At 42.6% G+C, this 25,172-nt stretch carries 20 protein-coding genes; 14 read left to right on the top strand and 6 right to left on the bottom strand.

Features of this window, described 5'->3' with window-relative positions:
• Nucleotides 1-108 precede the first annotated feature (108 nt).
• Both OCU77_RS09975 and OCU77_RS09970 read left to right on the top strand, forming a co-directional pair.
• Nucleotides 109-882: a hypothetical protein gene (locus tag OCU77_RS09975; RefSeq protein WP_048898538.1), complete on the top strand. Its 774-nt coding sequence runs from the start codon at nt 109-111 to the stop codon at nt 880-882.
• Between the two features lie 73 nt (nt 883-955).
• A complete protein-coding gene (locus OCU77_RS09970) occupies nt 956-3,340 on the top strand; it encodes a DNA polymerase II (protein ID WP_048898539.1) in 2,385 nt (794 codons plus the stop codon).
• 163 nt (nt 3,341-3,503) lie between these two features.
• Here the strand turns inward: OCU77_RS09970 and OCU77_RS09965 are convergent, their stop codons facing one another.
• Entirely contained in the window at nt 3,504-3,815 is a 312-nt protein-coding gene (locus tag OCU77_RS09965; RefSeq protein WP_048898540.1) for a hypothetical protein, read from the bottom strand.
• Between the two features lie 204 nt (nt 3,816-4,019).
• Between OCU77_RS09965 and OCU77_RS09960 the strand changes: the two genes are divergently transcribed.
• Nucleotides 4,020-4,274 carry a DUF1289 domain-containing protein gene (locus OCU77_RS09960; protein WP_084711776.1) on the top strand — a complete coding sequence of 85 codons (255 nt, stop codon included), beginning with the start codon at nt 4,020-4,022 and terminating at the stop codon, nt 4,272-4,274.
• A 67-nt stretch (nt 4,275-4,341) separates the two neighbouring features.
• On the opposite strand, the gene rplY is transcribed toward OCU77_RS09960, so the two are convergent.
• Complete coding sequence (rplY, locus tag OCU77_RS09955) at nt 4,342-4,620, bottom strand: 50S ribosomal protein L25 (RefSeq protein ID WP_048898541.1); 279 nt, start codon at nt 4,618-4,620, stop codon at nt 4,342-4,344.
• Nucleotides 4,621-5,106: 486 nt separating this feature from the next.
• Here rplY and OCU77_RS09950 point away from each other — a divergent pair, with 486 nt between their 5' ends.
• A complete protein-coding gene (locus OCU77_RS09950) occupies nt 5,107-7,260 on the top strand; it encodes a TonB-dependent hemoglobin/transferrin/lactoferrin family receptor (RefSeq protein WP_048898542.1) in 2,154 nt (717 codons plus the stop codon).
• 108 nt (nt 7,261-7,368) lie between these two features.
• On the opposite strand, the gene OCU77_RS09945 is transcribed toward OCU77_RS09950, so the two are convergent.
• Both OCU77_RS09945 and OCU77_RS09940 read right to left on the bottom strand, forming a co-directional pair.
• Complete coding sequence (locus tag OCU77_RS09945; protein ID WP_048898543.1) at nt 7,369-9,114, bottom strand: DEAD/DEAH box helicase; 1,746 nt, start codon at nt 9,112-9,114, stop codon at nt 7,369-7,371.
• Nucleotides 9,115-9,195: 81 nt separating this feature from the next.
• Nucleotides 9,196-9,690: a GNAT family N-acetyltransferase gene (locus OCU77_RS09940; RefSeq protein ID WP_048898544.1), complete on the bottom strand. Its 495-nt coding sequence runs from the start codon at nt 9,688-9,690 to the stop codon at nt 9,196-9,198.
• A 267-nt stretch (nt 9,691-9,957) separates the two neighbouring features.
• Between OCU77_RS09940 and rsuA the strand changes: the two genes are divergently transcribed.
• From rsuA to OCU77_RS09925, 3 genes are all read left to right on the top strand, one after another.
• On the top strand, nt 9,958-10,653 hold the full coding sequence (gene rsuA / locus OCU77_RS09935) for a 16S rRNA pseudouridine(516) synthase RsuA (RefSeq protein ID WP_107302472.1): 696 nt from the start codon (nt 9,958-9,960) through the stop codon (nt 10,651-10,653).
• 185 nt (nt 10,654-10,838) lie between these two features.
• On the top strand, nt 10,839-12,029 hold the full coding sequence (locus OCU77_RS09930; RefSeq protein WP_048898545.1) for a Bcr/CflA family multidrug efflux MFS transporter: 1,191 nt from the start codon (nt 10,839-10,841) through the stop codon (nt 12,027-12,029).
• Nucleotides 12,030-12,038: 9 nt separating this feature from the next.
• A complete protein-coding gene (locus tag OCU77_RS09925) occupies nt 12,039-12,707 on the top strand; it encodes a DUF2913 family protein (RefSeq protein ID WP_048898546.1) in 669 nt (222 codons plus the stop codon).
• Nucleotides 12,708-12,806: 99 nt separating this feature from the next.
• Here the strand turns inward: OCU77_RS09925 and OCU77_RS09920 are convergent, their stop codons facing one another.
• A complete protein-coding gene (locus OCU77_RS09920) occupies nt 12,807-14,267 on the bottom strand; it encodes a DUF2867 domain-containing protein (protein ID WP_107302471.1) in 1,461 nt (486 codons plus the stop codon).
• Between the two features lie 220 nt (nt 14,268-14,487).
• On the opposite strand from OCU77_RS09920, the gene OCU77_RS09915 reads away from it, so the two are divergent.
• From OCU77_RS09915 to OCU77_RS09885, 7 genes are all read left to right on the top strand, one after another.
• Complete coding sequence (locus OCU77_RS09915) at nt 14,488-15,855, top strand: MATE family efflux transporter (RefSeq protein WP_048898547.1); 1,368 nt, start codon at nt 14,488-14,490, stop codon at nt 15,853-15,855.
• Nucleotides 15,856-16,117: 262 nt separating this feature from the next.
• Entirely contained in the window at nt 16,118-16,789 is a 672-nt protein-coding gene (locus tag OCU77_RS09910) for an ABC transporter ATP-binding protein (RefSeq protein ID WP_048898548.1), read from the top strand.
• Nucleotides 16,770-19,223, top strand: coding sequence for an ABC transporter permease (locus OCU77_RS09905; RefSeq protein WP_107302470.1), 2,454 nt, complete (start codon nt 16,770-16,772; stop codon nt 19,221-19,223). The genes OCU77_RS09910 and OCU77_RS09905 overlap by 20 nt, the downstream gene beginning before the upstream one ends.
• The gene (locus tag OCU77_RS09900; protein ID WP_048898549.1) at nt 19,223-20,296 is read left to right on the top strand and encodes a lipocalin-like domain-containing protein; all 1,074 of its coding nucleotides are present in this window, start codon (nt 19,223-19,225) and stop codon (nt 20,294-20,296) included. Before OCU77_RS09905 ends, OCU77_RS09900 begins: the two co-directional genes overlap by 1 nt.
• 69 nt (nt 20,297-20,365) lie before the next feature.
• Nucleotides 20,366-21,658, top strand: coding sequence for an amidohydrolase (locus OCU77_RS09895; RefSeq protein ID WP_239685941.1), 1,293 nt, complete (start codon nt 20,366-20,368; stop codon nt 21,656-21,658).
• 284 nt (nt 21,659-21,942) lie between these two features.
• Nucleotides 21,943-22,764: an EAL domain-containing protein gene (locus OCU77_RS09890; RefSeq protein ID WP_048898550.1), complete on the top strand. Its 822-nt coding sequence runs from the start codon at nt 21,943-21,945 to the stop codon at nt 22,762-22,764.
• Nucleotides 22,712-23,530: a helix-turn-helix transcriptional regulator gene (locus tag OCU77_RS09885; protein WP_084711773.1), complete on the top strand. Its 819-nt coding sequence runs from the start codon at nt 22,712-22,714 to the stop codon at nt 23,528-23,530. Before OCU77_RS09890 ends, OCU77_RS09885 begins: the two co-directional genes overlap by 53 nt.
• Before the next feature lie 387 nt (nt 23,531-23,917).
• On the opposite strand, the gene cra is transcribed toward OCU77_RS09885, so the two are convergent.
• Entirely contained in the window at nt 23,918-24,901 is a 984-nt protein-coding gene (cra, locus tag OCU77_RS09880) for a catabolite repressor/activator (RefSeq protein ID WP_107302469.1), read from the bottom strand.
• Nucleotides 24,902-25,172: the final 271 nt, after the last annotated feature.

Raw genomic sequence — 25,172 nt, 5'->3', positions numbered from 1 at the left:
TTTCATGCGCAAAATTTAGCACGTGTACTGACATGTCAAATTCTCTCGAAATCGTATATTATTTTGTTTATAAATAGCGAGTTGATAAAAGTTAATCAGGGTGCAATTGTGGCAAAAAGACTTCCAGTCTTAAGTAGAGAAAATGGTTTTCAACAAGAATATATGCCTATATTGCTCGATGCGGTCAAGCAATTCAGGTCTGGGTTGAATACGACGTTTCATAGTATCTATTTAAATGGCAGTGTTGCCAGGCGCGATGCTGTCTGGGGTAAGTCTGATGTTAACTTTACACTTGTTGTGAAAAAGAAGCTCCAAAGCAGTGAAGAGTCGGTGCTTAGTGCTATTACTTGGCGGTTGTCGCAGCATTACCCGCATGTGAGCAAAGTGACAACTAAAGTTGTAGTTCTTGATGACGTGCTTGGTCTAGCTGGGATCTTTGAGTGGGGTGTTTGGTTAAAGCATTGCTCTGTCTGTTTGAATGGTGATGATCTTGCCAGTCGATTCGGCCACTTTGAAATTAGTTGGGATATTGCTCGAACATTAAACGGGGATATCAAAACGCAACTTTCCGATTACCGCCAAAAAATCATGAAAACAAAAGTAACTGAAAATTATCTCGATTACTGTGAGCATATAGGTAAGAAGATGATTTGGAGTGCGTATTGTTTAGTGTTACATCGTAAGCAGCAATGGGAACTGGACATAAATAAAGCGGCAGATGTTTTTCTAGAGTTGTTTCCTGAGCACTTAATGGATATTGAAAGGTCATTCATTTTAGCGAGTCGTACTCAAGTACCAAAAAAAGCCGCGATATTTTTGATGGATCAATTCGGCGGATGGTTAGTTGAGGAGTTCGACAGAATCAATCGACGTATTGGCTAACTTATTTAATTAAGCCGATTAGGCTGTTACAACATTAATTATTATCTATTTTCATTGTCATACTGAGGCTTCATTGCATTCACATTCCACAGGGTTTGTATTAACCCGTCAAAGTCGCGACTCTCAAGGTCAAACAGAAATCATTCTTTGGGTTAAGACGGATGAGGGACCAGTACGCCTTGTGATACGTGGAGACAAACCAGTATGTTTCATTCCAGTTACTCAGCAAACACAAGCACAGCAGCTTTTACGTCAGGCTCAAATTAGAACCTGTTGGCGTGATGTAAAGTTATCGTCATTTGACCACCAGCCCATGGTTGCTTGTTATTGTGAAACACTGCGTGATAGTCACCAAATTCCGCCACTATTAGCAGCAAACAGCATTGCTTGTTATGAATCTGATGTTCGACTTGCTGATCGGTTTTTAATGGAACGCTTTATTCGGGGTGGAGTTGTATTTACAGGTAAGCCTATAACAAAAGGCGGTTATCTAGAATATCAGCAAGCTAAAGCCAAGGCTGGGGAGTATCAACCTGTGCTTTCCATGGTTTCACTGGATATTGAATGTTCTGAAAAAGGCATTCTTTACTCTGTGGGTTTGCATAGCGAGCGCGATAGCCGTGTAATTATGGTGGGTGACCCACAGCAGATAGAAAATGTTGATCAATATGATTGGATTCAGTGGGTCGATGATGAAAAAGCGTTATTACTTGCACTGGAAGTGTGGTTTCAGCAATTTGATCCCGATATTGTGATTGGCTGGAGTGTGATTGACTTTGATTTCCGTCTCTTGCTCAAACGAGCAGAGTGGCACAATCTATCGTTGCGTATTGGCCGAGGTAAGCAAACGCCACATTGGCGTCAGTCTAATAAAAACAGTCAACAAGGTTTTATTTCTATACCCGGGCGAGTTGTGCTAGACGGTATTGATACACTTAAAACAGCGACGTACAACTTTCGCTCTTGGTCACTTGAATCTGTATCACAAGAGTTACTCGGGGAAGGTAAGTCGATTCACAATGTGCATGATCGTATGGCTGAGATTAATCATATGTTTAAGCACGATAAGGTGTCACTTGCCCGATATAACTTGCAAGATTGTAAATTGGTCACGCGCATTTTTGATCATACACACTTACTTGATTTTGTTATTGAGCGATCAAGACTAACGGGTGTTGAGATGGATCGTGTTGGCGGCTCTGTGGCAGCATTTACCAACTTGTACTTACCTCAACTTCATCGTGCTGGGTATGTGGCCCCAAATTTAGAGAGTGAAAACTGGATTGCTAGCCCAGGCGGTTATGTCATGGATTCTAAACCTGGGTTATATAATTCCGTGTTGGTACTCGATTTTAAATCACTTTACCCCTCGATTATTCGTTCTTTTCGTATTGATCCTATGGGGCTGGTGGAAGGTTTATTACTTGAAGAAGGAAAAGCCGATAATCAAGCAATTGCCGGTTTTCGTGGTGGGCAATTCCATCGTGAAAAACACTTCTTACCACAAATGATTGAAGCCTTATGGACGGCACGGGATAAGGCTAAACGTGATGGTGAAAAAGCTTTTTCGCAAGCCATTAAAATTATCATGAACTCTTTTTATGGTGTACTCGGTTCATCTGGTTGTCGTTTCTTTGATCATCGCTTAGCGTCATCTATCACAATGCGCGGGCATGAGATAATGAAAACAACGCGTGAACTGATAGAAGCGAAAGGTTACGACGTTATTTATGGCGATACTGATTCGACTTTTGTTTCTTTGAAGAGCGCTCATAGTGTCACTGAAGCTGATAAAATAGGCCATGCGTTGGTGGAACATATCAATGCATGGTGGACTGAGCACTTGGCACAAGAGTACGGTTTGCAGTCTGCGTTAGAGATTGAATACGAAACCCATTATCAAAAGTTTCTGATGCCGACAATCAGAGGGCAAGAGACTGGCAGTAAAAAACGTTATGCAGGGTTAATCGATCGTAATGGTAAACAAGAAATTATATTTAAAGGCTTGGAAACGGTTAGAACAGATTGGACAGTGCTTGCTCAAGAATTCCAACAAACGCTTTACCATAAAGTTTTCCATAATGAAGATGTAGAAGAGTACATTCGTGATTATGTCGAACGAACTAATAGTGGTGAGTTCGATAGTAAGCTGATTTACAGAAAGCGGTTACGGCGTAAGCTTGAAGAATATCAGAAAAATGTGCCGCCTCATGTACGTGCAGCTCGGCAAGCTGATGCAATTAATGAAAAATTGGGGCGCCCACTGCAGTACCAGCATGGTGGCTGGATTGAATATGTTATCACGCTAAATGGCCCTGAGCCTAAAGAGGCAATGCTAACAGCGATTGATTATCAGCACTATATCGATAAGCAGCTAAAGCCTGTTGCTGATGGAATCTTACCTTTTATTGGCACGAGCTTTGAAGAGTTAATCGCTCCACAGATGGGGCTGTTTTAATTTTTTACTGCTGTTAAACAGTGAATTGACAAGGGTAAGTAGAAAGGCATCAATAAGCAGTAATAGTGGGTGGAGGTAATACCAATCTGACTAAGTGTTTATGTCTACAATGTATTGGACTGGACATAGGTTCAATCAAATTGGTATTAATCAGTTCCTATGCTTAATCAAAGTAAGCAATAGAAACAATGTCACTCTTATTGGCATGAATTGGGTCAAATTTGATCGCCCCACGATTTGGGGTGCAAATTTTTAATACATCACCACAATCGAAAATGGCAAGTACGGTTTCATCATTACGGAAAATCGTTGGAAGCGGTTTGCCAACCTCACACTGACATGTATCACCTTCATGTTTCCATTCAATTTTATGAATGCGCTTTTCTTGAGATGGCGCTGAAACATGATTGCCGATAGAAGTGAAAACTGATTCTGCTTGAGAGCGGGTTTCAGCTGATGGTACAAAAAAATCCATGGTTCCCTCCTGCGAGTAGCTACATAGCTATGCATCTATATTTTATAGTTCCTCATCCAACGCTATACCAAAATGTGAACATCATCAAGTAAATAGGCAAAATTAGCCTTAATTTTATTACGAATAGTATGAACTTATAGGCAGCCAAATGCGCAATTATTGACTATATTCAATAAAATAGCATAGAAATTAATGGGGGAGGTGATGGTGGAACAATTAGAGTTTTTCTCTATCCCAAGCCCGTGCGTTGGTATATGCCAAGTGAATGACGGTGGTTATTGTCGAGGTTGTATGCGCAGCAGGGATGAGCGCTTTAATTGGCAAACCATGAATGCCACTGAGCAAAGAAACACTTTACGTTTGTGCCGCCAGCGTTATATACGAATGATAAGGGCACAAAAAGTTCAGCAAGCCAAATTGGAGGAAACGGAGGAGAATCCGCAGCAAGGTTTGTTTTAAGGTGTTGTTGTTAGGTATAAAAAAAGCGCCATGAAGGCGCTTTAAAATTAACAATGAACACGCAAAATTAGATGCGTTTGAAGTCCATGTGCTCAACTTTTGGCTTGAACGCGTGACGTTGGATGTCTTGCGGCTTAACCTTAACTTCTTGACCTTCGATTACTAGAGTGATCTCTTCGTAAAACGCAGGCTTATCCATTTGGTTGATCACATCGCTGTGTAAAAGTTCGATAGCGATAGGCGCTGCTTCACCACCGTAAACGATAGCTGGGAACTTTTCTGCGTGACGTAGACGGCGGCTCGCACCTTTACCTAGATCAGTACGTACAACTGCTTCAAATTTCATTTTAAATACTCTTTAATAAAAATTCACTGAGCAATGCGACCTTGCTCAATGTCGTTAAAAACGAGCGAGAATTCTAACGTTGCCTTAATGATAACGCAAGGTAATTCCTACTTTATTAGCTTTGAGCACGAATATGGAGGGTTATTTTAATTCTACACGGGTGAGTTGGTTGATATTGAAGCAAAAAACTCAAATTGATCAGGCAAACATTATCTATATTGTCGGTAAATACGTTTTTATGATTTGAGATGGCTTAAAAGACTAAAAATGGTGCGGATTTAGAGCTGAACTCGGTATTAAAGGGCTTTAAATGACGTAAAGGTGAGTAAGGTGCAAAAAAGTGCTTTTATAAATGGTTGTTTATCATAAGAAAAACTCAAAAGTGGGATCTTGATCATATTGCTAATGATAGTAATTATCGTTTGTATTTGTAATAATTCTCAGCAACGAAATGCAAATTGATAATAATATTATTAAGCAGGATATATGAAATACAAGTTAACGCTCGTGGCGAGTTCAATTCTATTAGCTGTATCACCGATCCTTCATGCTGAAGAGGCAGTATCAGTATTCGATGAGGTTGTTGTATCGGGCACTCGTTCTGAAGAGAGCATCAAAAACGTACCAAATAGTATTGCCAAAGTGACAGATGAAAGTATGTCTGAAAACTTAGCAAGTGATATACGTGATGCTGTTAAATATGAACCGGGCGTAAGCGTTAACGGTGGCGGCCGCTTTGGTTTAAACGGCTTTAATATCCGCGGTATGGATGAAAGCCGTGTGAAGGTCATGGTTGATGGTGTCAAACAGCCTGTTTCTTATAATCCTGGCTCTGCTGAAATGCGCTTTAACCAGAATATGTATGAAGTCGATACATTGACCGCAATTGAAATTAATAAAGGCCCTTCTTCTACCTTGTACGGCAGTGATGCGCTAGGCGGTGCGGTAATGCTACGCACAAAGAATCCTGAAGATTTGTTAGAAGCGGGTGATGATACGCATGTAGGGTTCAAAACGGGCTACCAAAGCGCAGCTGAATCATTCAAGCAAACATTGACGTTAGCAAATCGTACTGGTGATCTTGAGACCCTGCTTATTTATACGCATGTTGATGGTAACGAGACAAAAGTACACAAAGATGGTGCGGACATTAACGGTCCAGATCGTGGCCAAGCAGACCCATATAGTTACCGTCAAGATAATGTATTAGCGAAAGCATTCTATCAAGTGAATGACACCAACCGCGTTGGTGTTACGGGAGAGTATTTCACTCGTCAAGCTGAGGGTCGTCTTCTGAGTAAAGAAGGCTATGAAATGATGCCGGGCTATAAATACACCAATAACTATGGTGTTGACGATGATTACCGTATTCGACTTGGCCTAGAACACGAGTGGCTGGCAGATAACGTGGCATTCGATACGTTGAAGTGGCAAGCAAATTGGCAAAAAATTAAAAGTGATCACGATACTCAAGATCATACAGATGCGAAGGGGTTGCGTAACCGAAACCGTAATGGTGTGAATAATAGCTACCAACTTGATGCTCAGTTTGATAAAGAGTTAGCGTTTGCATCTAGTCGTCATCAACTTATCTATGGTCTAACAGGGTCTAAAGAGAACTTCGTTCTTAACTATACAGATACCAACTTAGACACTGGTGTTCCGAACGAGAAAGGTGCAGAAATTCCAGAAGCTGATTCAACGCAATGGGGGATCTTCTTACAAGATCAGGCCTTCATGTTTGACGATGCTTTTGTTGTAACAGCTGGTGTGCGTTATGACTCGTTTGAATCTAAGCCTATTGATACCACTAAATACCCTGATCATAAGAGTAGTGCGTTTACTGGTAAGCTAGGTGCTGTGTACCACTTTAACCAAAATGTGAGTACTTTCGCTCAGTTTAGCCAAGGCTTTAAAGCTCCAACGCTGCAAGATCTGTATTACTTCTATGGCATGGGGGCGGTGTATCTTCCAAATCCAAATCTTAAGCCAGAAGAAAGTCAGTCTTACGAGTTAGGCCTACGAGCAAATAATCAGCTAGGTGATTTAGAGTTAGTTGGTTTCTACAACGACTACAAAAACTTTATTGCTGAAGACTATGTAGGTAAAAACGTTGATAACAAAGATGTGTATACCAAGAAAAACATCGGTAAAGCGAAAATCTATGGCGCTGAGTTCAAAGGTAACTTATACCTAGATGAAGCACTTGGCGCACCTATGGGGACATACTCTCGTCTATCTCTAGCGTACGCTAAGGGTGAAAATAAAGAGACTGGTGAAGCCATTGAAACAGTGGCACCACTAACGGCTGTTCTTGGATTGGGCTATGATGCACCAAGTGAGAAATGGGGCAGTGTAATGAGTATTACTGCTGTAGCGTCTAAGAAAGGTGATGATTGGGAAAAACCATCAAACGGTGCTGAAGCTAACATCGAAGCACCAAGCTACACTGTGGTTGACCTAACGGCTTACTACCGTCCAACACAGGATCTGACGTTACGCGCAGGTTTGTTTAACGCGTTTGATGAGAAATACTGGTTATACCAAGATCTGAATGGCATTACTGAATCAAGTAAAGGTATTGATCGCCGTACGCAACCAGGCCGTAACTGGGGTGTGAACCTGGATTACGCTTTCTAAGTAAGTTTGAGTTATTTATAGTGATAAAATTAAACCGCACAAGAGTGCGGTTTTTTTATGGGCTATTTCTATTCGGTAATGTTAGGACGTATTGGTTAGCGTCGTGGGTTAATCTTTATTATATTGGTCTACATCAAATAGCTTATCGCGGATTGCCCAAAAACGGCCGCTCTTACGAGCGATAATGATCTCTGGTGGGCGCAGTCTGTGTTCATTACTCGCAACTTTTGTTGGTGCTGTGTCAGTAAAAGGACGGTGCCTATCGACTAAATGTGGGTTAATGAATTTCTTCAAAAAAGTTTCTTTTTGGCCTTTATTTGAAAGTGTCCAAATTTCACTGATCTCAGATCCTTCATCGCCAATGTAAATAACTTTAAGCTGGGGTTTGCCGAACTTATTTTTTCCTGCCTCTAAGCGTAAATCATGGCATTTCATGATCATGGCATCTTTGAGTTTTAATGCATCACGCAGTTTTTTATCGGGATCAACCATAACCGCATCACAAAGGTTGCAACGTCGTGCAGCAATGTCATTATCTGCACCACATTCTTCACAGTATTTGGCACGGAAGCGGTAACCACATTCTTCGCGTTCGCCCGTTTCGTCATCTTCAAAATACCCCTGGCAGCGACGGCCATAATGCTCAATCAAGAAACCTGCTGGGTCGAGCTTGCCCCAGAAGCTATTTTTAAAGCCGCAGGCAGGGCAGGGAACCATGATGACTTCGCTATCACTGTTTGGTTTGGGGTCACCGACATCAGGTTGGAACAAATCGTAGCAATTACCTGCGTATTCTAAAACAAGGCATTCCTTTTTCCCCTCAAATAAACGAAGGCCTCGTCCGACAATTTGTTGATATAGGCTGATTGATTCGGTTGGCCGCAAAATAGCGATTAAGTCGACGTGTGGCGCATCAAATCCCGTAGTCAATACAGATACATTCACCAAGTATTTTATTTCTTGCTGCTTAAAAGCCGTGATAATACGGTCACGTTCTTCGATGGGAGTATCACCCACAACCAGTGCCGCGTTTTCATTGGCCAGATAGCCCATGATCTCTTTGGCGTGGTTAACGGTTGATGCGAAGATCATGACACCGCGACGATCTTTGGCGTAGTCAATAACTTGCTCTATGATCATCGGAGTTGCACGTGCTGATTTCTCAATAACGCTATCGAGGTCGGCTTCTTTGTAATGGCCATTAGCGGAAGGTGTTAGGCTAGAAAAATCATAACCCATGACTGCCATATCCATCATTTTAGGTTCGGTTAAGAAACCTTCATCGAGTAAGTACCGAATAGGCAACTCAAAGATACAGTCACGGAAGAAGCGATCTTGCTCGGTACGGACTTGACCACGGGTGTGGTATTTGTAAATCCAGCCCATGCCGAGTCGATAAGGTGTCGCTGTTAAACCAAGGATCTTAATTCCAGGATTAATGTTTTGAAGATGGCTAATGGCTTTTCGGTATGCGCTGTTTTCATCTTCAGGCACACGATGACATTCATCGATGACGAGTAAAGAAAATTCATTTTTAAAGGCATCTAAACTGTTTGCCATTGACTGAACGGAGGCGAAGACAACTTGTTGGTCGGTTTCTTTTCGTCCTAGCCCAGCAGAGAAGATAGAAGCTTTTAGCCCATAGCTTTCATATTTCGCATGGTTTTGCTCTACCAGCTCTTTAACGTGCGTTAGTACAAGTACCCGTCCACGAGCGATACGTGCAAGTTCAGCTACTACAAGGCTTTTACCCGCACCAGTGGGCAAAGTAAGCACTGCGGGTGTTGAGTGTTTACGAAAGTAATGAATGGTCGCTTTAACACTGTCTTGTTGGTAGGGACGAAGGGTGTACATGTGGAATGGCTGCCAGTAGGAAGAAACGCAGCGAGTGTAGCATAGGTTCACTGTATAGATGAACAGTGAACCTGATATGATTTACGATGCAATATGCAAAGATACTTCTTCTTGCTTGATTGACTTTGTCATCATGCAAAATTGACGACGCGGGATAAATCCTTGCTTTTCATAGAAGGTACGTGCACCAGCGTTGCCGATATTTACTTCTAACGATAGGGCTTTTACACCAGTTTGTGAAAGGTGTTGCTCTATTTGAGGAAGTAACTGTGTACCAATTCCTTGCTGACGCCATTCTGGCTTCAAATAAAACTGATCGATTAAGCCAACTCGTCCGCCATGCTCTAGGCTAAAGCTGTAACTAATAATGATATGACCGACCAGCATTTTTTCACCAGCTTCGTCGGCTTCAATAAACCAAGCTTGACCGAGTTCAGGTGTGGTAATTAGCTGCTGTATAGCTTGTTGAGTTTGCTCTACTTTTTGAGGTAAAGCTTCATAATCAAACAGTTCTTCTACTAAATTCAGTAGCTTATCAATAGATGACGTGTTTGGCGCAACAAGAGAGATGTTCATAGTCTGACCTTCATTGTTAGGCGTTCTGCTTGTAGTTATACGCGATTTATTAGTTTAAAGGTTACTCTTTTATGACCAACAAATGTCAGGAATGTTCTATTTTTTGATGTGTATATCAAAGCTAAGAACATTCTTGCTTATATCAAACTTAGCGTATATCGAGTGAGTTCACACTGAAACAGATGCCAATATCGATAATTTTTTAATGCAAGTTATAGTCCAGCTTTCTATAATGGCAGCCCATTTTTGTAATACGCGGAGCCACCAATGAGGCTGGATAAATTTCTTGGTACGACATTAGGCATCACTCGTCGAGAAGCCGGTAAGCTACTTAGAGATAAAATGATTGAAGTGAACGGCAGTGTCGTGAAAAGTGCTTCAATGCAAATTACCGACGATTGCGATGTAGAGTTTAATGGTCGCTCATTGGCATTAACTGGTCCTCAGTACTACATGCTAAATAAACCAGAAGGTTTTGTGTGTTCACATGTTGATGATCACAACCCAACTGTGTTCGTACTGTTAGATATTGTAAGCCCTGAGAAACTGCATGTTGCTGGTCGCTTAGACGGTGATACCACAGGTCTTGTATTGTTGACTGATGATGGCCAATGGTCGCATCGTATTACGTCCCCGCGCCGTGTGTGTGAAAAAACATACTATGTTGAAGTGGCTGATCCGCTGGATGAGTCTGCCATTGAACTATTTGCAAACGGTGTAGAATTACGTGGTGAAAAAGATCTAACACGTCCAGCTAAGCTGGAGATTGTTGGTGAACGTGAAGCATTCATTACTATCACGGAAGGTAAGTATCACCAAGTTAAACGTATGTTTGCGGCGATTGGTAATAAAGTAGAAGCTCTGCACCGAGATCGCATTGGTGCTGTTGAGTTAGATGAAGATCTTGAACCTGGCGAATACCGTAAGCTAACACCAGAAGAAGTGGCTTCATTTAATAAATAAATGTTTCGCTAGTTTGGTGTGATACTTGCGCTTTTATTTAAGCCCTTACTCATTTTGATGGGTAGGGGCTTTTTTTTACTCAGCACGCAATAAGAAACGTATCCTTTCTTATAAAGAAAGAGTAATCCTGAAAATCTGTCGTACAATAGGGGGTTCGCTGATATTTCTGCATTAAAAGAGACTGTATGACCAAAGAAGAAACTCAAAAGCTTAGCTTTATGCTGATACTTATCTTAGGGGCAATTTCTGCTCTAACGCCATTGGCGATAGATATGTATCTTCCTGCCATGCCAACTATTGCCCGCGATTTGGTTGTATCACCTAGCCTTGTGCAAAGTACATTAACGGCATATACCGCAGGCTTTGCTATTGGTCAGTTATTGCATGGTCCTTTAGCCGATAGCTATGGTCGGAAGCCGATCATTATTATTGGTACTATTTTATTTGGTATTGCTGCGGTTTTTAGCGCCTTAAGTCAGAATATTGTTGAGTTAACATGGATTCGCGCCGCGCAAGGTTTTGCGGGCGCATCTGCTGCTGTGATTGTACAAGCGCTTGTTCGCGATATGTTCGAGCGTGAAGAGTTTGCTCGCACTATGTCTTTTATTACCTTGGTGATGACAGTCGCGCCTCTAGCTGCCCCTATGATTGGGGGGCATATTGCCGTTTGGTTTGGCTGGCGTGCTATTTTCTGGGTGTTGGCTATTTTCGCTGTCATTGTATTGCTTGCCGTGGTTTCTAAAATTCCAGAAACGTTACCAAAGGAAAAACGATTACCGTTTAATATCGGGTCAACATTACGTAATTATGCTCGATTACTAACAAATAAAACGGCTGTCGGGCTTATTTTTTGTAGTGGTTTTTCGTTTGCAGGCATGTTCACGTTCTTAACGGTTGGTTCGTTTGTCTATATCGACCTATATCATGTAAGTACTCAAAACTTTGGCTATTTATTTGGCCTCAACGTTGTTTGCTTGATCTTAATGACCAGCATAAACGGGCGAATGGTTAAGCAAAAAGGCTCACACTGGATGCTGCGCTTTGGCTTGATTGTTCAGTTAGTAGCAGGTTTTGGCTTAATTATTGGGCAGTTGTTTGGTTTGGGCTTGTGGGGTGTTGTTGTGCCTGTCATGCTTTTTGTTGGTACTATCTCTATTATTGGTAGTAACACCATGGCTTGCCTGCTTTCTAAATACCCCCACATGGCGGGTACGGCTTCCTCTTTAGCAGGTACAATGCGCTTTGGTACAGGTACACTTGTTGGTGGCGCAGTCGCATTAATGCCAGATGCAACAGTGTGGCCGATGGCATTGAGCATGGCGGCTTGTGCAGTATTATCTGCAGGTTTTTACATCTTTTTATCTCGTGATGCGTAAGTGAAGAAAATGACGCTGTTTTATCAAGAATTATACAAGTTAGTGACAGAGGGCTTAGCTGAATTGCAAGCCTCTCAAGATGCAGGTAAAACACCTGTAAACCCTGTTAGCGAAGCGCACTACATCAGTGCTTGGGTAACAAAAGCCATTAAACAGCACCGCTATGAGCACTGTATGGCAAAAACCTTGATGCAATGGCAGCAACAAGCACGCAGTATGGGTCAGCATGCACAGCTACGTTTGTTGTTTGAAAATCTTGCAGAGACTTATGCGGGAATCATGGATGATCAGCACGTTGCGCATACCATCACAGACGCTAATTTTCAGGCTTTTTGTCAGCAACTTGAGCAACAAGATTGGCAAGTCACGACTGAGTATGAAATTAACCGTAAGGTGAAGCACCACACAGATGGACAAGCATCATTAGTGGTGTGTTGTAAGAAGTTAGATGAAGCTTTTGATGTGGTTGAAGGACAAAATAAGAAAGGCTTAGTCAAACCGCTATCTATTTTTATTCGCGGTAATACACAAGCCTTGATTGATGCAGCTTTTGCCAATGGTTTGTTACTCTATAAAGTGACTGACTATAAATCCATAGTGAAGTACCACGGTGAGTACATTATCCACCCAGACAACAATGGTAACCACTTACCAGAGCTACCAACACGTCAGCAATAACGGGTGATAATAGTGTATTAAGAAAGCGGGTTTGTTGACCCGCTTTTTTGTTGCTTGTTATTTACTATTGACTAGCGGTGAACCTGCATACTGTGCATGTTACTGCGTTATTGTTTTACCGTCTTTAGCCTTTGCTTTACAGGCTTTAACCAGCGCGAAGGTCATTCCCCTAAATATAAAAAGGTGTGCTGGCATCATGGCAAACCAGTAGAGTAACCCCATAAAACCTGCAGGGTGCCACCAAGCACGAATATCGATCGTGCGATGATCACCATGATCTTCAATGGTAAACTCAAGTCGCCCTAATCCAGGCGCTTTCATGCCAAAGAGTAGGGATAGAAAGTGGTTCTTGCGGATTTGAATAACTTTCCAAGAATCAATGTAATCACCTAAGTTAAGCTTGCCCTCTATCCGAGCGGTTCGCTTCAATGCATCGCCCCCTACAAGTGCATCTAGCCATTCTCTAATTCGCCATAGGCCATTAGCATAGAAGTAACCTTGTTCCCCACCTAACTGTTTAACGGCTTGCCACAGGTCCTCTGAACTAGCATCCGTTTCTAATGTATAGCCGGCATGTTTGGGGTAATAGCCAAAGCCCTTATTCCAGCGAGCAAGGGCATCGGGATCAAAGCCCCAGATCTCACTACGCACGACTTCTTCTTCATGAGCTAATGCTTCTTCAACAGCTTCATCGTAAGTTAATAAATATTGTGGAATTAAGGCTTGTATTGCTTCACCGTGAGCCGTTAGATCATGCTGTAAGCCACCGATTAAGGCTTTAGCGATATCGGTAGGAACAGAGGTAATAACGCGGAGCCATTGCGCGGCTAATTGTGGGGATAAAAATGGCAGTGGCACTATGTGAATATTCTTGCCCATGAGCTTGCCAAGTTGTTTCATTTGCTGTGAATAGGTAAGAGGTTCAGGACCTGAAACATCCAGTATCTGATGACGGCTAGGCATGAAATGGAGTAATTCAGTTAAGTAATACAGTAAATTTCTTAGTGCTATCGGCGAGTTGCGCGAACGTACCCATTTCGGAGTTAGCATGATGGGTAAGTGATAAACAAAATCACGCATGACCTCAAACGCAGCAGAACCCGGACCAATAATAATCCCAGAGCGGAGTTCGGTGATGATTTTGCCGGACTCTCGTAAAATCTCCCCTGTCGCTTTACGTGCAGCAAGATGCTTGGATTGCCCCTTATCGGGCTGTAAGGCGCCAAGATAGATAACGCGCTGTACTTGGCTTTGTTTCAATGCTTGGCTGAAGTGACGCGCCACATCGAGTTCATATTCGATAAAGTCGTGGCCATGTGCCATGCCGTGAACTAAAAAAAACACAGCATCTACATTATCTAGTATGGGGCTGAGGTCGGTTTTAAGGCTTAGATCAAGTTCGATAAGTTCGATGTTTTGAATATTACCCCAACCGCGTTTTTGCATGAGTGGTAAGCTTCGCCCTGTAGCTTTTACCTGATAGCCGCTATTGGCTAATTCGGGTACAAGGTGACTCCCGATGTAACCCGAAGCACCTACAACAAGAACGGTTTTTATCATTACATCATGCTCCATGCTTGGGCTAAAAAAGCCAAAAATAAGGTCTTGATTGAATGCTATCCATAGACATTCAAATTTATTAACCACTTGATGAATTATATATTATGAAAGGTTTCAAAAGTGGTTGTTATTACAACTGTAGTGGATAAAATTCGCCCTGTCTTTCCTTAAGGGTTCCTCCTTAATTTATCAACAATTCATACTGTGTGTGAGGCGGCTAATGCGTCATCTGGTTATTCAGCAGCTACGTGGTGACTTTCTTCGCCGCTTGCTGCTTATTGCTCTACCAATTGCGTTACAAACTATGTTGTTTTCAAGCCGTAGTTTGGTCGATATTTTAATGTTAGGCCAACTAGGTGAGCTAGAAGTTGCTGCTATTGGTATCGCGGGTAAAGCACTTTTTGTTGCGACTATCATGTTATTTGGTGTCACAACAGGTGGCGCATTATTAACAGCGCAGTACTGGGGAGCGGGCAATCACTCTGGTGTACAGAAAAGTACAGCACTTACTGTTGTTATGACAACAATCACAGCCAGCATCAGTGGTGGACTTTTCTTATTTGCACCTGAATTTGTCGTTGGCTTAGCGACAGACTCACCCGAGGTGATTCACTTAGGCGCTGAATATTTGGCAATCACCTCTGGTAGTTTATTTGCCGTTGCTTGGGGCAGCAGCATGGCGGTTGGCTTACGTGCAATGCACCAGCCTGGAGTGAGTACCTTTTTCAGTGCCATCGGTATTGGTTTGAATATGCTTTTAAACTGGGTGCTGATTTTTGGTCACTGGGGCTTCCCTGCGATGGGCATTGCAGGCGCTGCATGGGCGACCTTGATCAGTGGCTTGGTCGAAGTCGGCCTGCTGTTTACGTATTTGTATGGTAAGAAACATTTGTTGGCTTTTGATCTTTCATTATTGAAAGAGGCGTGCCAATGGCCGTTAGTTAAACGCTTCCTGACGTTGTCATTACCAACAACCTTTAACCATCTCGCTTGGTCTATGGGGATTTTTGTTTATCACGCTATTATTGGTCAAGTGAGTGTACAGGGCCTCGCGGCTTTGTCGGTGATAACACCGATCGAGTCATTTGCCCTCGCGATGTTGATTGGTGTATCCAATGCTGCCGCTGTGATGATCGGGAATCAGCTAGGTGCGAACAAAATGGACGAGGCATACCAACAGGCGTGGGCGGTGTCTATCTTCAACGTCGCGTGTGGTGTCGTGATCGCGGTTGTCATGCTATTGACTAAGAATACGGTATTAGACCTATTTTCAGCACTGTCACCGGATACACGAGCACTGACAGAGAACTTTTTCTCAATTTTAGCCGTAATGGTTATTATACGAAGCATACCTATGACCATGATTGTTGGTGTGTTACGTGCTGGTGGTGATATTCGTTTCTGTTTTTATCAAGATATTGCCGCACAATGGTTAATAGGAATACCTGTGACAGCCATGATGGCATTGGTGTTTAAATTACCATTAGAGTGGATTTATGCGGCACTAGTAATTGAAGAGTTGGTGAAGTGGGTTGGTTGTATTTTCCGCGTGCGATCTAAAGCTTGGATGAATAACCTCGTTGCTTAAACGGTGCTAAGACCATCAGGGCTGAGGCAAAAAATGCCAATATGCCCTAATATGTTAGTGGGCTGTAAGGCTGATGGTTTTTTTGTAGGCGGTTTGTAAAACCTTTCCTTTTAATCGCGACCAAACCCTCAAAGTGCTTCCTCGATGTCTAGGTTTACGGTAAATTCACTGTCTACATATATTGACAATATTTTGTTGAAGTGGGTAATGCATCTCGACTTTCATTGGGTGTTTTACTGGCGTTTAAATTTCGAGGACATAGATGTTACGGCTTGCAGGACTCTGTAAAGGGTACAAAGATGGCAACGAGTATCACTCCGTCCTTCAAGGGGCTGAGTTATCTTTAAAGCAGGGTGACCAACTGGCTTTAATGGGGGAGAGCGGTTCAGGTAAAAGTACTTTACTGAACCTAATTGCTGGCCTCGATTCTGTTGATAGTGGTGAAGTATGGCTTGGTGATACGGCATTACATGCTATTTCAGAGCGCGAACGTACTGCCTTTCGTCGTAATAATATCGGTCTTGTCTTTCAGCAATTTAATTTACTGCCAACCTTGTCCACTGAAGATAACATCCGCTTCTGCCGACAATTGAAAGGGCTTGATGATGATCAGGCTCTTTGGCGTCAAATCGTATCTGCACTCGATCTCCGTCCTTTACTTGATCGTTACCCTGAAGAAATGTCGGGTGGCCAACAGCAGCGTGCCGCTATTGCGCGTGCCTTGTATATGGAACCGGATATTTTATTAGCCGATGAACCGACCGGCAGTTTAGATGAGCGTAATGCCAGTGCCGTTATTCGGTTATTAACTAACTTAGCGAGTAAACTTGATTGCACGCTATTACTGGTCACACATAGTGAGCAAGTGGCCTCACATATGCAGGGCTGCATTCGTCTACAAGGAGGGCAACTGCATGTCCAATCCAGTCGCTAAGGCGCTCTGGGGGCACTACCGTCGCCATCCGTTCCAAATTTTACTTGTCTGGCTAGGACTCACACTTGGTATTGCATTGCTCATTGGTGTGATGGCAATTAACCAGCAAGCCCGTGAAAGTTACCGCCAAGGTGAGCAACTTTTCGATAACCCTTTTCCTTTTCGTATTCGTTCATTGCAATCGGGAATGAAAGTTCCACAAGGGTTATATATTGATTTACGTCGTGCAGGCTTTAAAGAGTGTGTACCGATCGATGAATATCGTATTACGACCAATCAGCAACGTGACTTTGAATTGCTAGGGGTTGATCCAATTGCGATGTATTCAACCCTGAAGCAAACAGGTCCAGCGCAATCACAGCTATTTGATCTTATTAGCCCACCGTACCCTATTTTAATTGGTGATCAATTAGCCCGCTATATCGGTGTTGAAGACGGTGCGATGATCACGCTTGATAATGGTGATGAGATTGGGCCATTAATGCTGGTTGAAGATGAGCGTATTGGTGGTCCGCGAATGATTGCCGATATGGCGTTACTGCGTCAGCTTAACAAGAGCTCAGGTTTTACCGCTGTAATTTGCCGTGACCTTTCTGCTCAACGCCAAGACGATTTAGAACATGCTCTGCCATCAGGCGTTACGTTGGAAAAAAATCAAAGTGCGACACTTGAGCCTCTGACCAACGCGTTCCACATGAATTTATTAGCGATGGGGATGCTGTCCTTTGTTGTTGGTTTATTTATTTTCTATCAAGCAATGTCTTTGTCTTTATCGCAACGCCAGCCTTTAGTGGGTGTGTTAAGGCAAATGGGGGTTTCCGGTTTTCAACTTGCCCGCGCACTCATTGTTGAAATTATGCTATGGGTTGTCTTAGGCCTATTGGGGGGTAATGCGCTGGGCCTATTATTGGCGCAACAATTGTTGCCTTCTGTCGCTGCTACCTTAAGTGATTTGTACGGTGCCAATGTTTCCCTTGCCGTTGAGTGGCATTGGCAGTGGGGATTAGCCAGTTTAGCGATTGCTGTTTTCGGATCCGTACTTGCTTGTGGTTGGCCCGCTTTGCGCCTCATTAATACTCAGCCATCACGCCTTGCGACCCACATGTCGCTGATCCGTATCAGCGGCCGTGAGTTTGGTCTGCAGGCGGTGATTTCCTGTTTCTTTATTGGTGCTGCTTTTGCTGTTTATCAACTGCCGCACGGTCAGACGGCTGGTTTTGTTTTAATTGCATTCATTCTTATTGCTAGCGGACTGATGATGCCATTTATTCTATGGCAGCTCTTCCGCCTTAGTGCCAAAGTGGTAAAAGCAGCAAGATTACGTTGGTTCTTCTCTGATGCTGCTGCGAGCCTGAGTTACCGTGGGGTTGCGGCTATGGCTTTCATGTTGGCACTTGCAGCCAATATTGGCATGGAAACTATGGTTGGTAGCTTTCGTTATACCACCGAAAATTGGTTAGGACAGCGCTTAGCTGCTGATATTTATGTTCGACCACCACCTAATGTGGCTTCACGGCTTGAGACTTGGCTTGAAGAACAACCTGAAGTCGACCAAGTTTGGCGCCGTTGGCGTAAAGAACTCGATACCCATAAAGGCATTGTTGAGCTGCGTAGCATGGGGGCATCACAAGGTGAAAAACAAGCGCTTACCGTTAAAGTAGCCGTGCCTGAATATTGGGCAACGACGCATAAAGAACGCGCTGTTATGGTCAGTGAATCCATGGCGTTACGTGAAAATTGGAAGCCTGGGCAAATTGTTGATTTACCCGCACCACTTGGTAAAAACTGGCTAATCAGTGCGGTCTACTATGATTACGGCAACCCTTATGGTCAATTAATGTTGTCGCAGTCTTATTGGCAAAAGATGTGGAGTAAAAAAGGCGCGGTTAGTTTTGCGATTCATCTTGCTGAAGGGGTAGATCCTGAACCTCTTATGGTGCGGATGGGTGAGCGATTTAGACTGCAACCAGAAAGAATACGCAATAATGCCGAACTAATGAACCAAGCCATGCGGGTATTTGATCGCACTTTTGTGGTGACTTCAACGTTAGGCAAGCTCACGCTCTTTATCTCTGTATGTGGTTTATTTGTTGCGACTGTCGCAGGTGAAGTTTCACGTCAGCGCCAGTTTGCGCTATTACGGTGCATGGGAATGACTGGGCGCGAATTAGCGCTGCTTGGCGGTGGCCAGTTATTTATCATTGGATTAATGACAGCGTTAATTGCTTTACCTATGGGGCTAGTATTAGCTCAACTCCTCATTGATGTCATATTGAAGTACTCATTTGGGTGGACGATGGAATTGTATTTCTTCCCAACACAGTATTTGTTCTCACTTGGTATGGCATTGGTGGTATTGCTTGCAGCCGGTGCTTGGCCTGTATGGCGTTTAGTGAAGCGTTCAGCTATTACATCATTACGAGAGTCTTTCTAATGCCCTTTAAATCTCTCTTATGGATCCTGAGTTTCAGTCTGCTGCTGGTGGGTTGCGATAAGCCAGAAGTAAAGCCCCCAACGGTTGGGGTGCTGACTCAGACGCCAACGGATAACTTTGAACAAGTGACACCGAATAACCGACTGCATTTTCCCAAAGATCACGGTGAACACCCGCGGTTTAAAACGGAGTGGTGGTATTTAACTGCAAATTTAACGGCTGAAAATGGTGAACAGTACGGTGTGCAGTGGACACAGTTTCGTGTTGCCACAGGTAGTCATGATCAAAAAGGGTGGGGAACCCCACAGGTTTATATGGCGCATCTTGTTGTCAGTGGTCGCCATGGCGTGAAGTACGCAGAACGTTTTGCGCGCGGTGGTATTGGCCAAGCAGGGGTACAAGCATCACCGTACCGTATTTGGCTAGACAATTGGACGTGGCAATCAACAGGAGATACCCCTTTCCCTGGAGTGCTGACTTTTGAAGATGGCGCGATGGCTGGCGAGTTGTCTGTTGTCAATAAAGGTGAGCTTGTCCTGCATGGTGACAAAGGATATAGCAAGAAACACCCTGCAGAAGATCGAGCATCGTATTATTTCAGCGCCCCTTTTTTACAACTTCAAGGCACGTTGGTCGTCGATGGCGAGACACTCAAAGTAAGTGGTGAAGGCTGGTATGATCGCGAATGGAGCAGCAGTATGCTGTCAGCCGAGCAGCAGGGCTGGGACTGGTTTTCTATCCATTTGGATGATGGCAGTGCCTTAATGGCGGCACAAATTCGAGCGAAAGATAAAAAAGCGTATTCATTTGGCTCACGTAGCTGGCCAGATGGGCGAGTAATCCCTTTAAATAGTGAAGAAATCTATTTGACCCCAATAAGCTATTCGACAATAGATGGTAAAGTTTTACCGCTTAAATGGCGGATAGATATTCCATCACAAGAGATAAAGTTATCTGTTGGGGTCGAACGAAAACAACAATGGCTACCATTTAGTTTCCCATATTGGGAAGGGGCTATCTCTGTGAAGGGAAGCCATAATGGTCGCGGTTTTATGGAACTAACAGGGTATTAGCACACAAGCGTGTCTTACTCGAATGTTGAAGTCAGACACATGTGCCTATAAGGACAGTAGGATAGTAACGTGGCAACAATTCAATTTGATGAGCAATCTTTATCACAGCGCTTAATGAACTATCGCCGTGAGCTTCACCGTTATCCAGAAGCTGCATGGTGCGAATTTTTTACGACCAGCCGCATTGCAGCGCATCTTGCACATCTTAAGTATCAGCTTGCCTACTCAGATGAAATCATTCATAACGATGCCATTATGGGGCGTGATCAGGAGCAAATTCAAAAGGCTCAAGAGCGCGCGCTACGCTGGGGAGCAGATAACCACAGCCTTGAATTAATGAATGGTGTGACGGGCATTGGCGCAATCTTAGATACGGGGAAGCCTGGTCCAGTTATCGCCTTTCGTTTTGACATTGATGCTGTCGAAGTTATGGAGAGCCATGATGACTCTCACCGGCCGCATTTTTTAGGCTTTTCATCGTTATCGGATGGGGTTGCTCATGCATGTGGGCACGATGCACATGTCGCGATTGGGCTTGGGTTGGCCGAAGTATTGGCGGAAAATAAAGAGCACTTAACCGGTAAATTTAAATTACTTTTCCAACCAGCGGAAGAAGGTTGTCGTGCAGGGAAAGCAATTGCTGAGAGTGGTTGGTTGGATGATGTAGATTACTTGTTTGCAGCGCATATAGGCATGAATGTACCCAGTGGTACATTGGTATGTAATCCTCAACACTTTTTATGTAGCTCGAAGTTTGATTTACATTTTACTGGCAAACCAGCCCATGCAGGGATTGAACCCAATGTAGGACGTAATGCGTTAGCAGCTGCCTGTACGGCTGTGAATCAAATGCTGGCAATACCACGCCATCGTGATGGCATGACACGGGTTAACGTAGGGCAGCTGATGTCTGGTGAGGGGCGCAATGTTATTCCTGAAAAAGCCGTCTTGAAGGGAGAAACTCGCGGTGAGAACCGTGAATTAAATTCCTATATGTATCAGCAGGTAGAGCAGATCGCTCATGCATCGGCAATGATGCATGGCGTAAATGTCGAGATCAAAGCACAAGGTGAAGCGATAGGCTTGAAAAATGACAGCGCGCTGGTGGATTTACTTTATCAGGTTGGCAACGAAAGTGGTTTTTCTACCGTAATGAAGAAAAAAGACTTTGGCGCCAGTGAAGATGCAGGCTATCTAGTCGATCGTGTTCAGCAGTGTGGTGGTCAAGCTGTTTATTGTCTTGTGGGCTCAGATCTCACTGCTGGTCACCATAATGGTGATTTTGATATTGATGAAACGCGTATGCTGCCTGCCGTAAAATTGTATGTGAACCTCATACATTTATTATTGAATAAGGGTTAAAGGTGAGGTCTGCTCAGTATAAATTGAGGCTGAGCAGACTAATTTTTAGGCTGTTACATTAAATTGCATCGTTTTTTTGAAGTAAAGTATCATTTGTGTTTTATAAAATTGATGCTTATTAATAATATTCACTGTTGAATATAAAAAATATGCGCCAAAAACATGACAAATGAATAAAATTTATTGAGATTACCGCAATGTTTTTTCTTAAGGGCTTTTTTACTGGTTTTTTAAAGGTGGCTAAATAGAATTGCTTTAACAATTTACAACAAGATGTATTAAACATGCACAAAGTGATTACTTCAGAAGTGCCCAATACTGTTCGAATTGAATCATTGCTTAATCAGAGCTTGTTCGCCGAGCTAACCTTTTTGCTACAGCCTATTGTTATACCTACCAGTGGTGAAGTTGTTGCGTTTGAAGCTTTATCTAAAGTCATTTCTCAATCTGGTGATCAACTTAATAACGAAGATTTCTTTGAACAAGCAGGCACAGAGCTATTAAAAAGCTTAGTGATTGCACAAATAAATGCTTTAAAGCAAACCGTTTATACAAAACGGCGTGTCCTTATTTCTTATAATTTACCCCTGTCTTGCATGGAAGATGATTGCTTTGTTGAAAAACTACTTTCTACTTGCACGCAAAAAATTGCACTTGAATTTACAGACTTGAACGTTAATTTAAAATCAAAAAAAATCATAGATAATTTAGCTAAAATGCAAACTAAGGGCCATCAATTATGGTTAGACGACTACCTTCACCATTCAAAGGTTGCTAACTTAACACTAGGATATATAGGATGGGATATTATAAAGCTCGACAAGTCATACCTTTACTTTAATACACAAGAGGAGTCGTTGTTAAACTCACTAACATCAGTATTACTGAGTTATGTAAAAAAAGGTGTCATATTTGAAGGAGTAGAAACTGAGTTACAACGACGGCTAATCTGTAGAGAGAAAACATTTGCTCAAGGATATTATTTCTCTTACCCAAGATGCATCAATGAAGTGATACAAAAAATGAAAATTACGCCTTGGAAAGCATTACATAATGAAAGAAGCCAGCAAACCGAGCATACAGGTGAAGCATCACTCCCTGTGTGATAACTCAACACTCAATAATTTTTACTCCATCGACTATAAATTAATTAGAATTAACAATGCGGTTGGCTTCGTATCGATGAAAGGGGTAATTAATGAAATTCATGGCAAAGGACTAATATACATCCCTTGTCATACAAGTGTCGCCTGTTCTGTAAAACCGCTAAATAATAAGCGAGCAGAATTGGATGTAGTGTCATTTAAGAAGGAGCACTTTTTACAGATCATACAAGGCTTGAAGCCTTTTCTTGTTTATGAGCAATTCTCTAATGTGTCACAAATGTATTTTCAATACAGTGATGAATTTGATGCAGAGTTTGACAGTTTAATTGCTGTTAACCACTTACTTGATGCTCATAAATCGACAGTGATGACGTCGCTATCACAGTCAATCATCTATAAGTTGATGTCAATTTACGCACCACACTTACTAACGCAAACATTAAGTGATAAACGTGTGGTAGATTTTGTCGTTGATAAAGTTTGCCAAGATCTATCGCGTAAGTGGAAGCTTGCAGATCTTGCAGGCTTACTTAATATGTCTAATTCGAAGTTACAGCGGAAATTAAAAGAAGAAGATGTAGACTTTTCTAAACTTCTTAATGATGTGAAGTTAAAGAAAGCCAGAGATTATCTGACATACTCAGATTTGAGTATAACCCAAGTAGCAAATAAGTCGGGTTTCGATAATTTAGCTTATTTTTCAAATCTTTTTAAAAAACACTATCAGCTTACACCATCACAGTTTAGGCGATCTGTTAAAGCATAATCAGTATATAGGTAAGGGATAACTTTTTGTTATGTTATTAAGGGAGCTATAGGTCAGTTGAATACTGAATCATATTGCTTTCTATTGTAGATTGCATGAAGGTTTTGTTTATATTTACTGTCAACTAACGCGAAAATATATTTATGATATTTTACACGTCAAAAGTGATTCATTTTTTGAAAATAGCTATGAATTTCTATGCGTGCCTATTCGAATGATGTTGCTTAAAAAAAATTTGTCGTTTAATGCATTCCGAAGAAAGAGCCTTTACGCGCTAAAGCGAACGATAAGTTGGCCGAACTTGCATAACTGAACTGATAAGGCGTAATTTAAGCTATTACGCCTATAGTTCGCTGTAAAGGGGACGTTAATCGCTAAAGTTGTGCATTAGCGTCTCTTTATTTTCCTTGATACAACTTCTACACCTGTTCTGTACCTGCCTGCAACTGCATTTAGAGCTAGCTCTAAGGCATTTTCAGCAATCAGCTCAAATTGCTGAGGAAGCGATTGAATTTTATTGGGTAAAAAATCCAATAAGCGGTTATCACCAAACGTCGCCAGTTGTGTTTTGGTGAGTAATTCAGGCTGTGTCAGTAAGCCGTCTAAGATTCCTTCAAATAGGGTGTAAGACGTTGCCAAGATAGCATCAGGCATCATGTCTTGATCTATCCAGTCCTTAACGATTCTAAAGCCTTCCTCTTGGCTAAAGTGATCGCCATAAGCTGTTAGTACCTTGAGCTCGTTGGCATTTGCTCGAAGCGCAGAAAAGAACCCTTGCTCACGCTCAACAGAAACGCCAAGGTCTTTAACCGCACCTATGATACCAATGCTGCTTAATGGGTTGCGCAGCAAGGATTGAGTTAATTCGTATGCACCTTCAAGATCTTCGCTGATCACACTGGCAAACACTTCGTCATCAAGGGCACGGTCAATAGCAATGACAGGTACGCCGCCATGTTGGATTTTTTTATAAAAATCGTTATCAGGCGATAGGGCACTTGCCACAATTAAAGCATCTATGCGTCGACTGAGCAGGGTATCCGCAACTTTCATCTCAGTATCCGCGTCATCGTCAGAGCATGAAATAATGAGCTGATAGCCAGCCTTACGAGCATCACGTTCGAGTAGTTTCGCTAATTTGGCATAACTACTGTTTTCAAGATCTGGAATGATCAAGCCAAAGGAGCGACTACTGCCTGCGCGTAAAGATGTGGCGGCATGATCTGGCCTAAAATTATGTTCATTCACTACCGCCATGACTTTTAGCTGAGTTTTTTCGCTAATACGGTATTTGTTAGCTTTCCCATTTATGACATAACTTGCAGTAGTTCGAGAAACCCCCGCCAGTTTTGCAATTTCATCTAGTGTCATTTTTTATCTCTAACAGGAATAATTGTGCGGTTGATCAAAATTTGGTAACTGATCCCCCTACTAGTGTTTGCAATCATAGCTGAATCCATTCAGCATGTCAGCTGAAAGGTTTCAGCAGAAGCGGAGAGTTCTCTCATATTGTGCTGAAACTTTTAATTTACCATTTTGCTGAATCGTTTCAGCTTGTGTGTCAACGACGATACGTTACTTCCAATCGAGGGTGAAATTGGAGCATGCAAGGTTTGAGAGACGCTTCGCTATTATCAGTATT

The organism is Photobacterium swingsii, from assembly GCF_024346715.1.
GTDB classification, from domain to species: Bacteria; Pseudomonadota; Gammaproteobacteria; order Enterobacterales; family Vibrionaceae; genus Photobacterium; species Photobacterium swingsii.
Note: the sequence above shows the minus strand (reverse complement) of the source record. Positions and strands in the feature narration are given on the sequence as shown.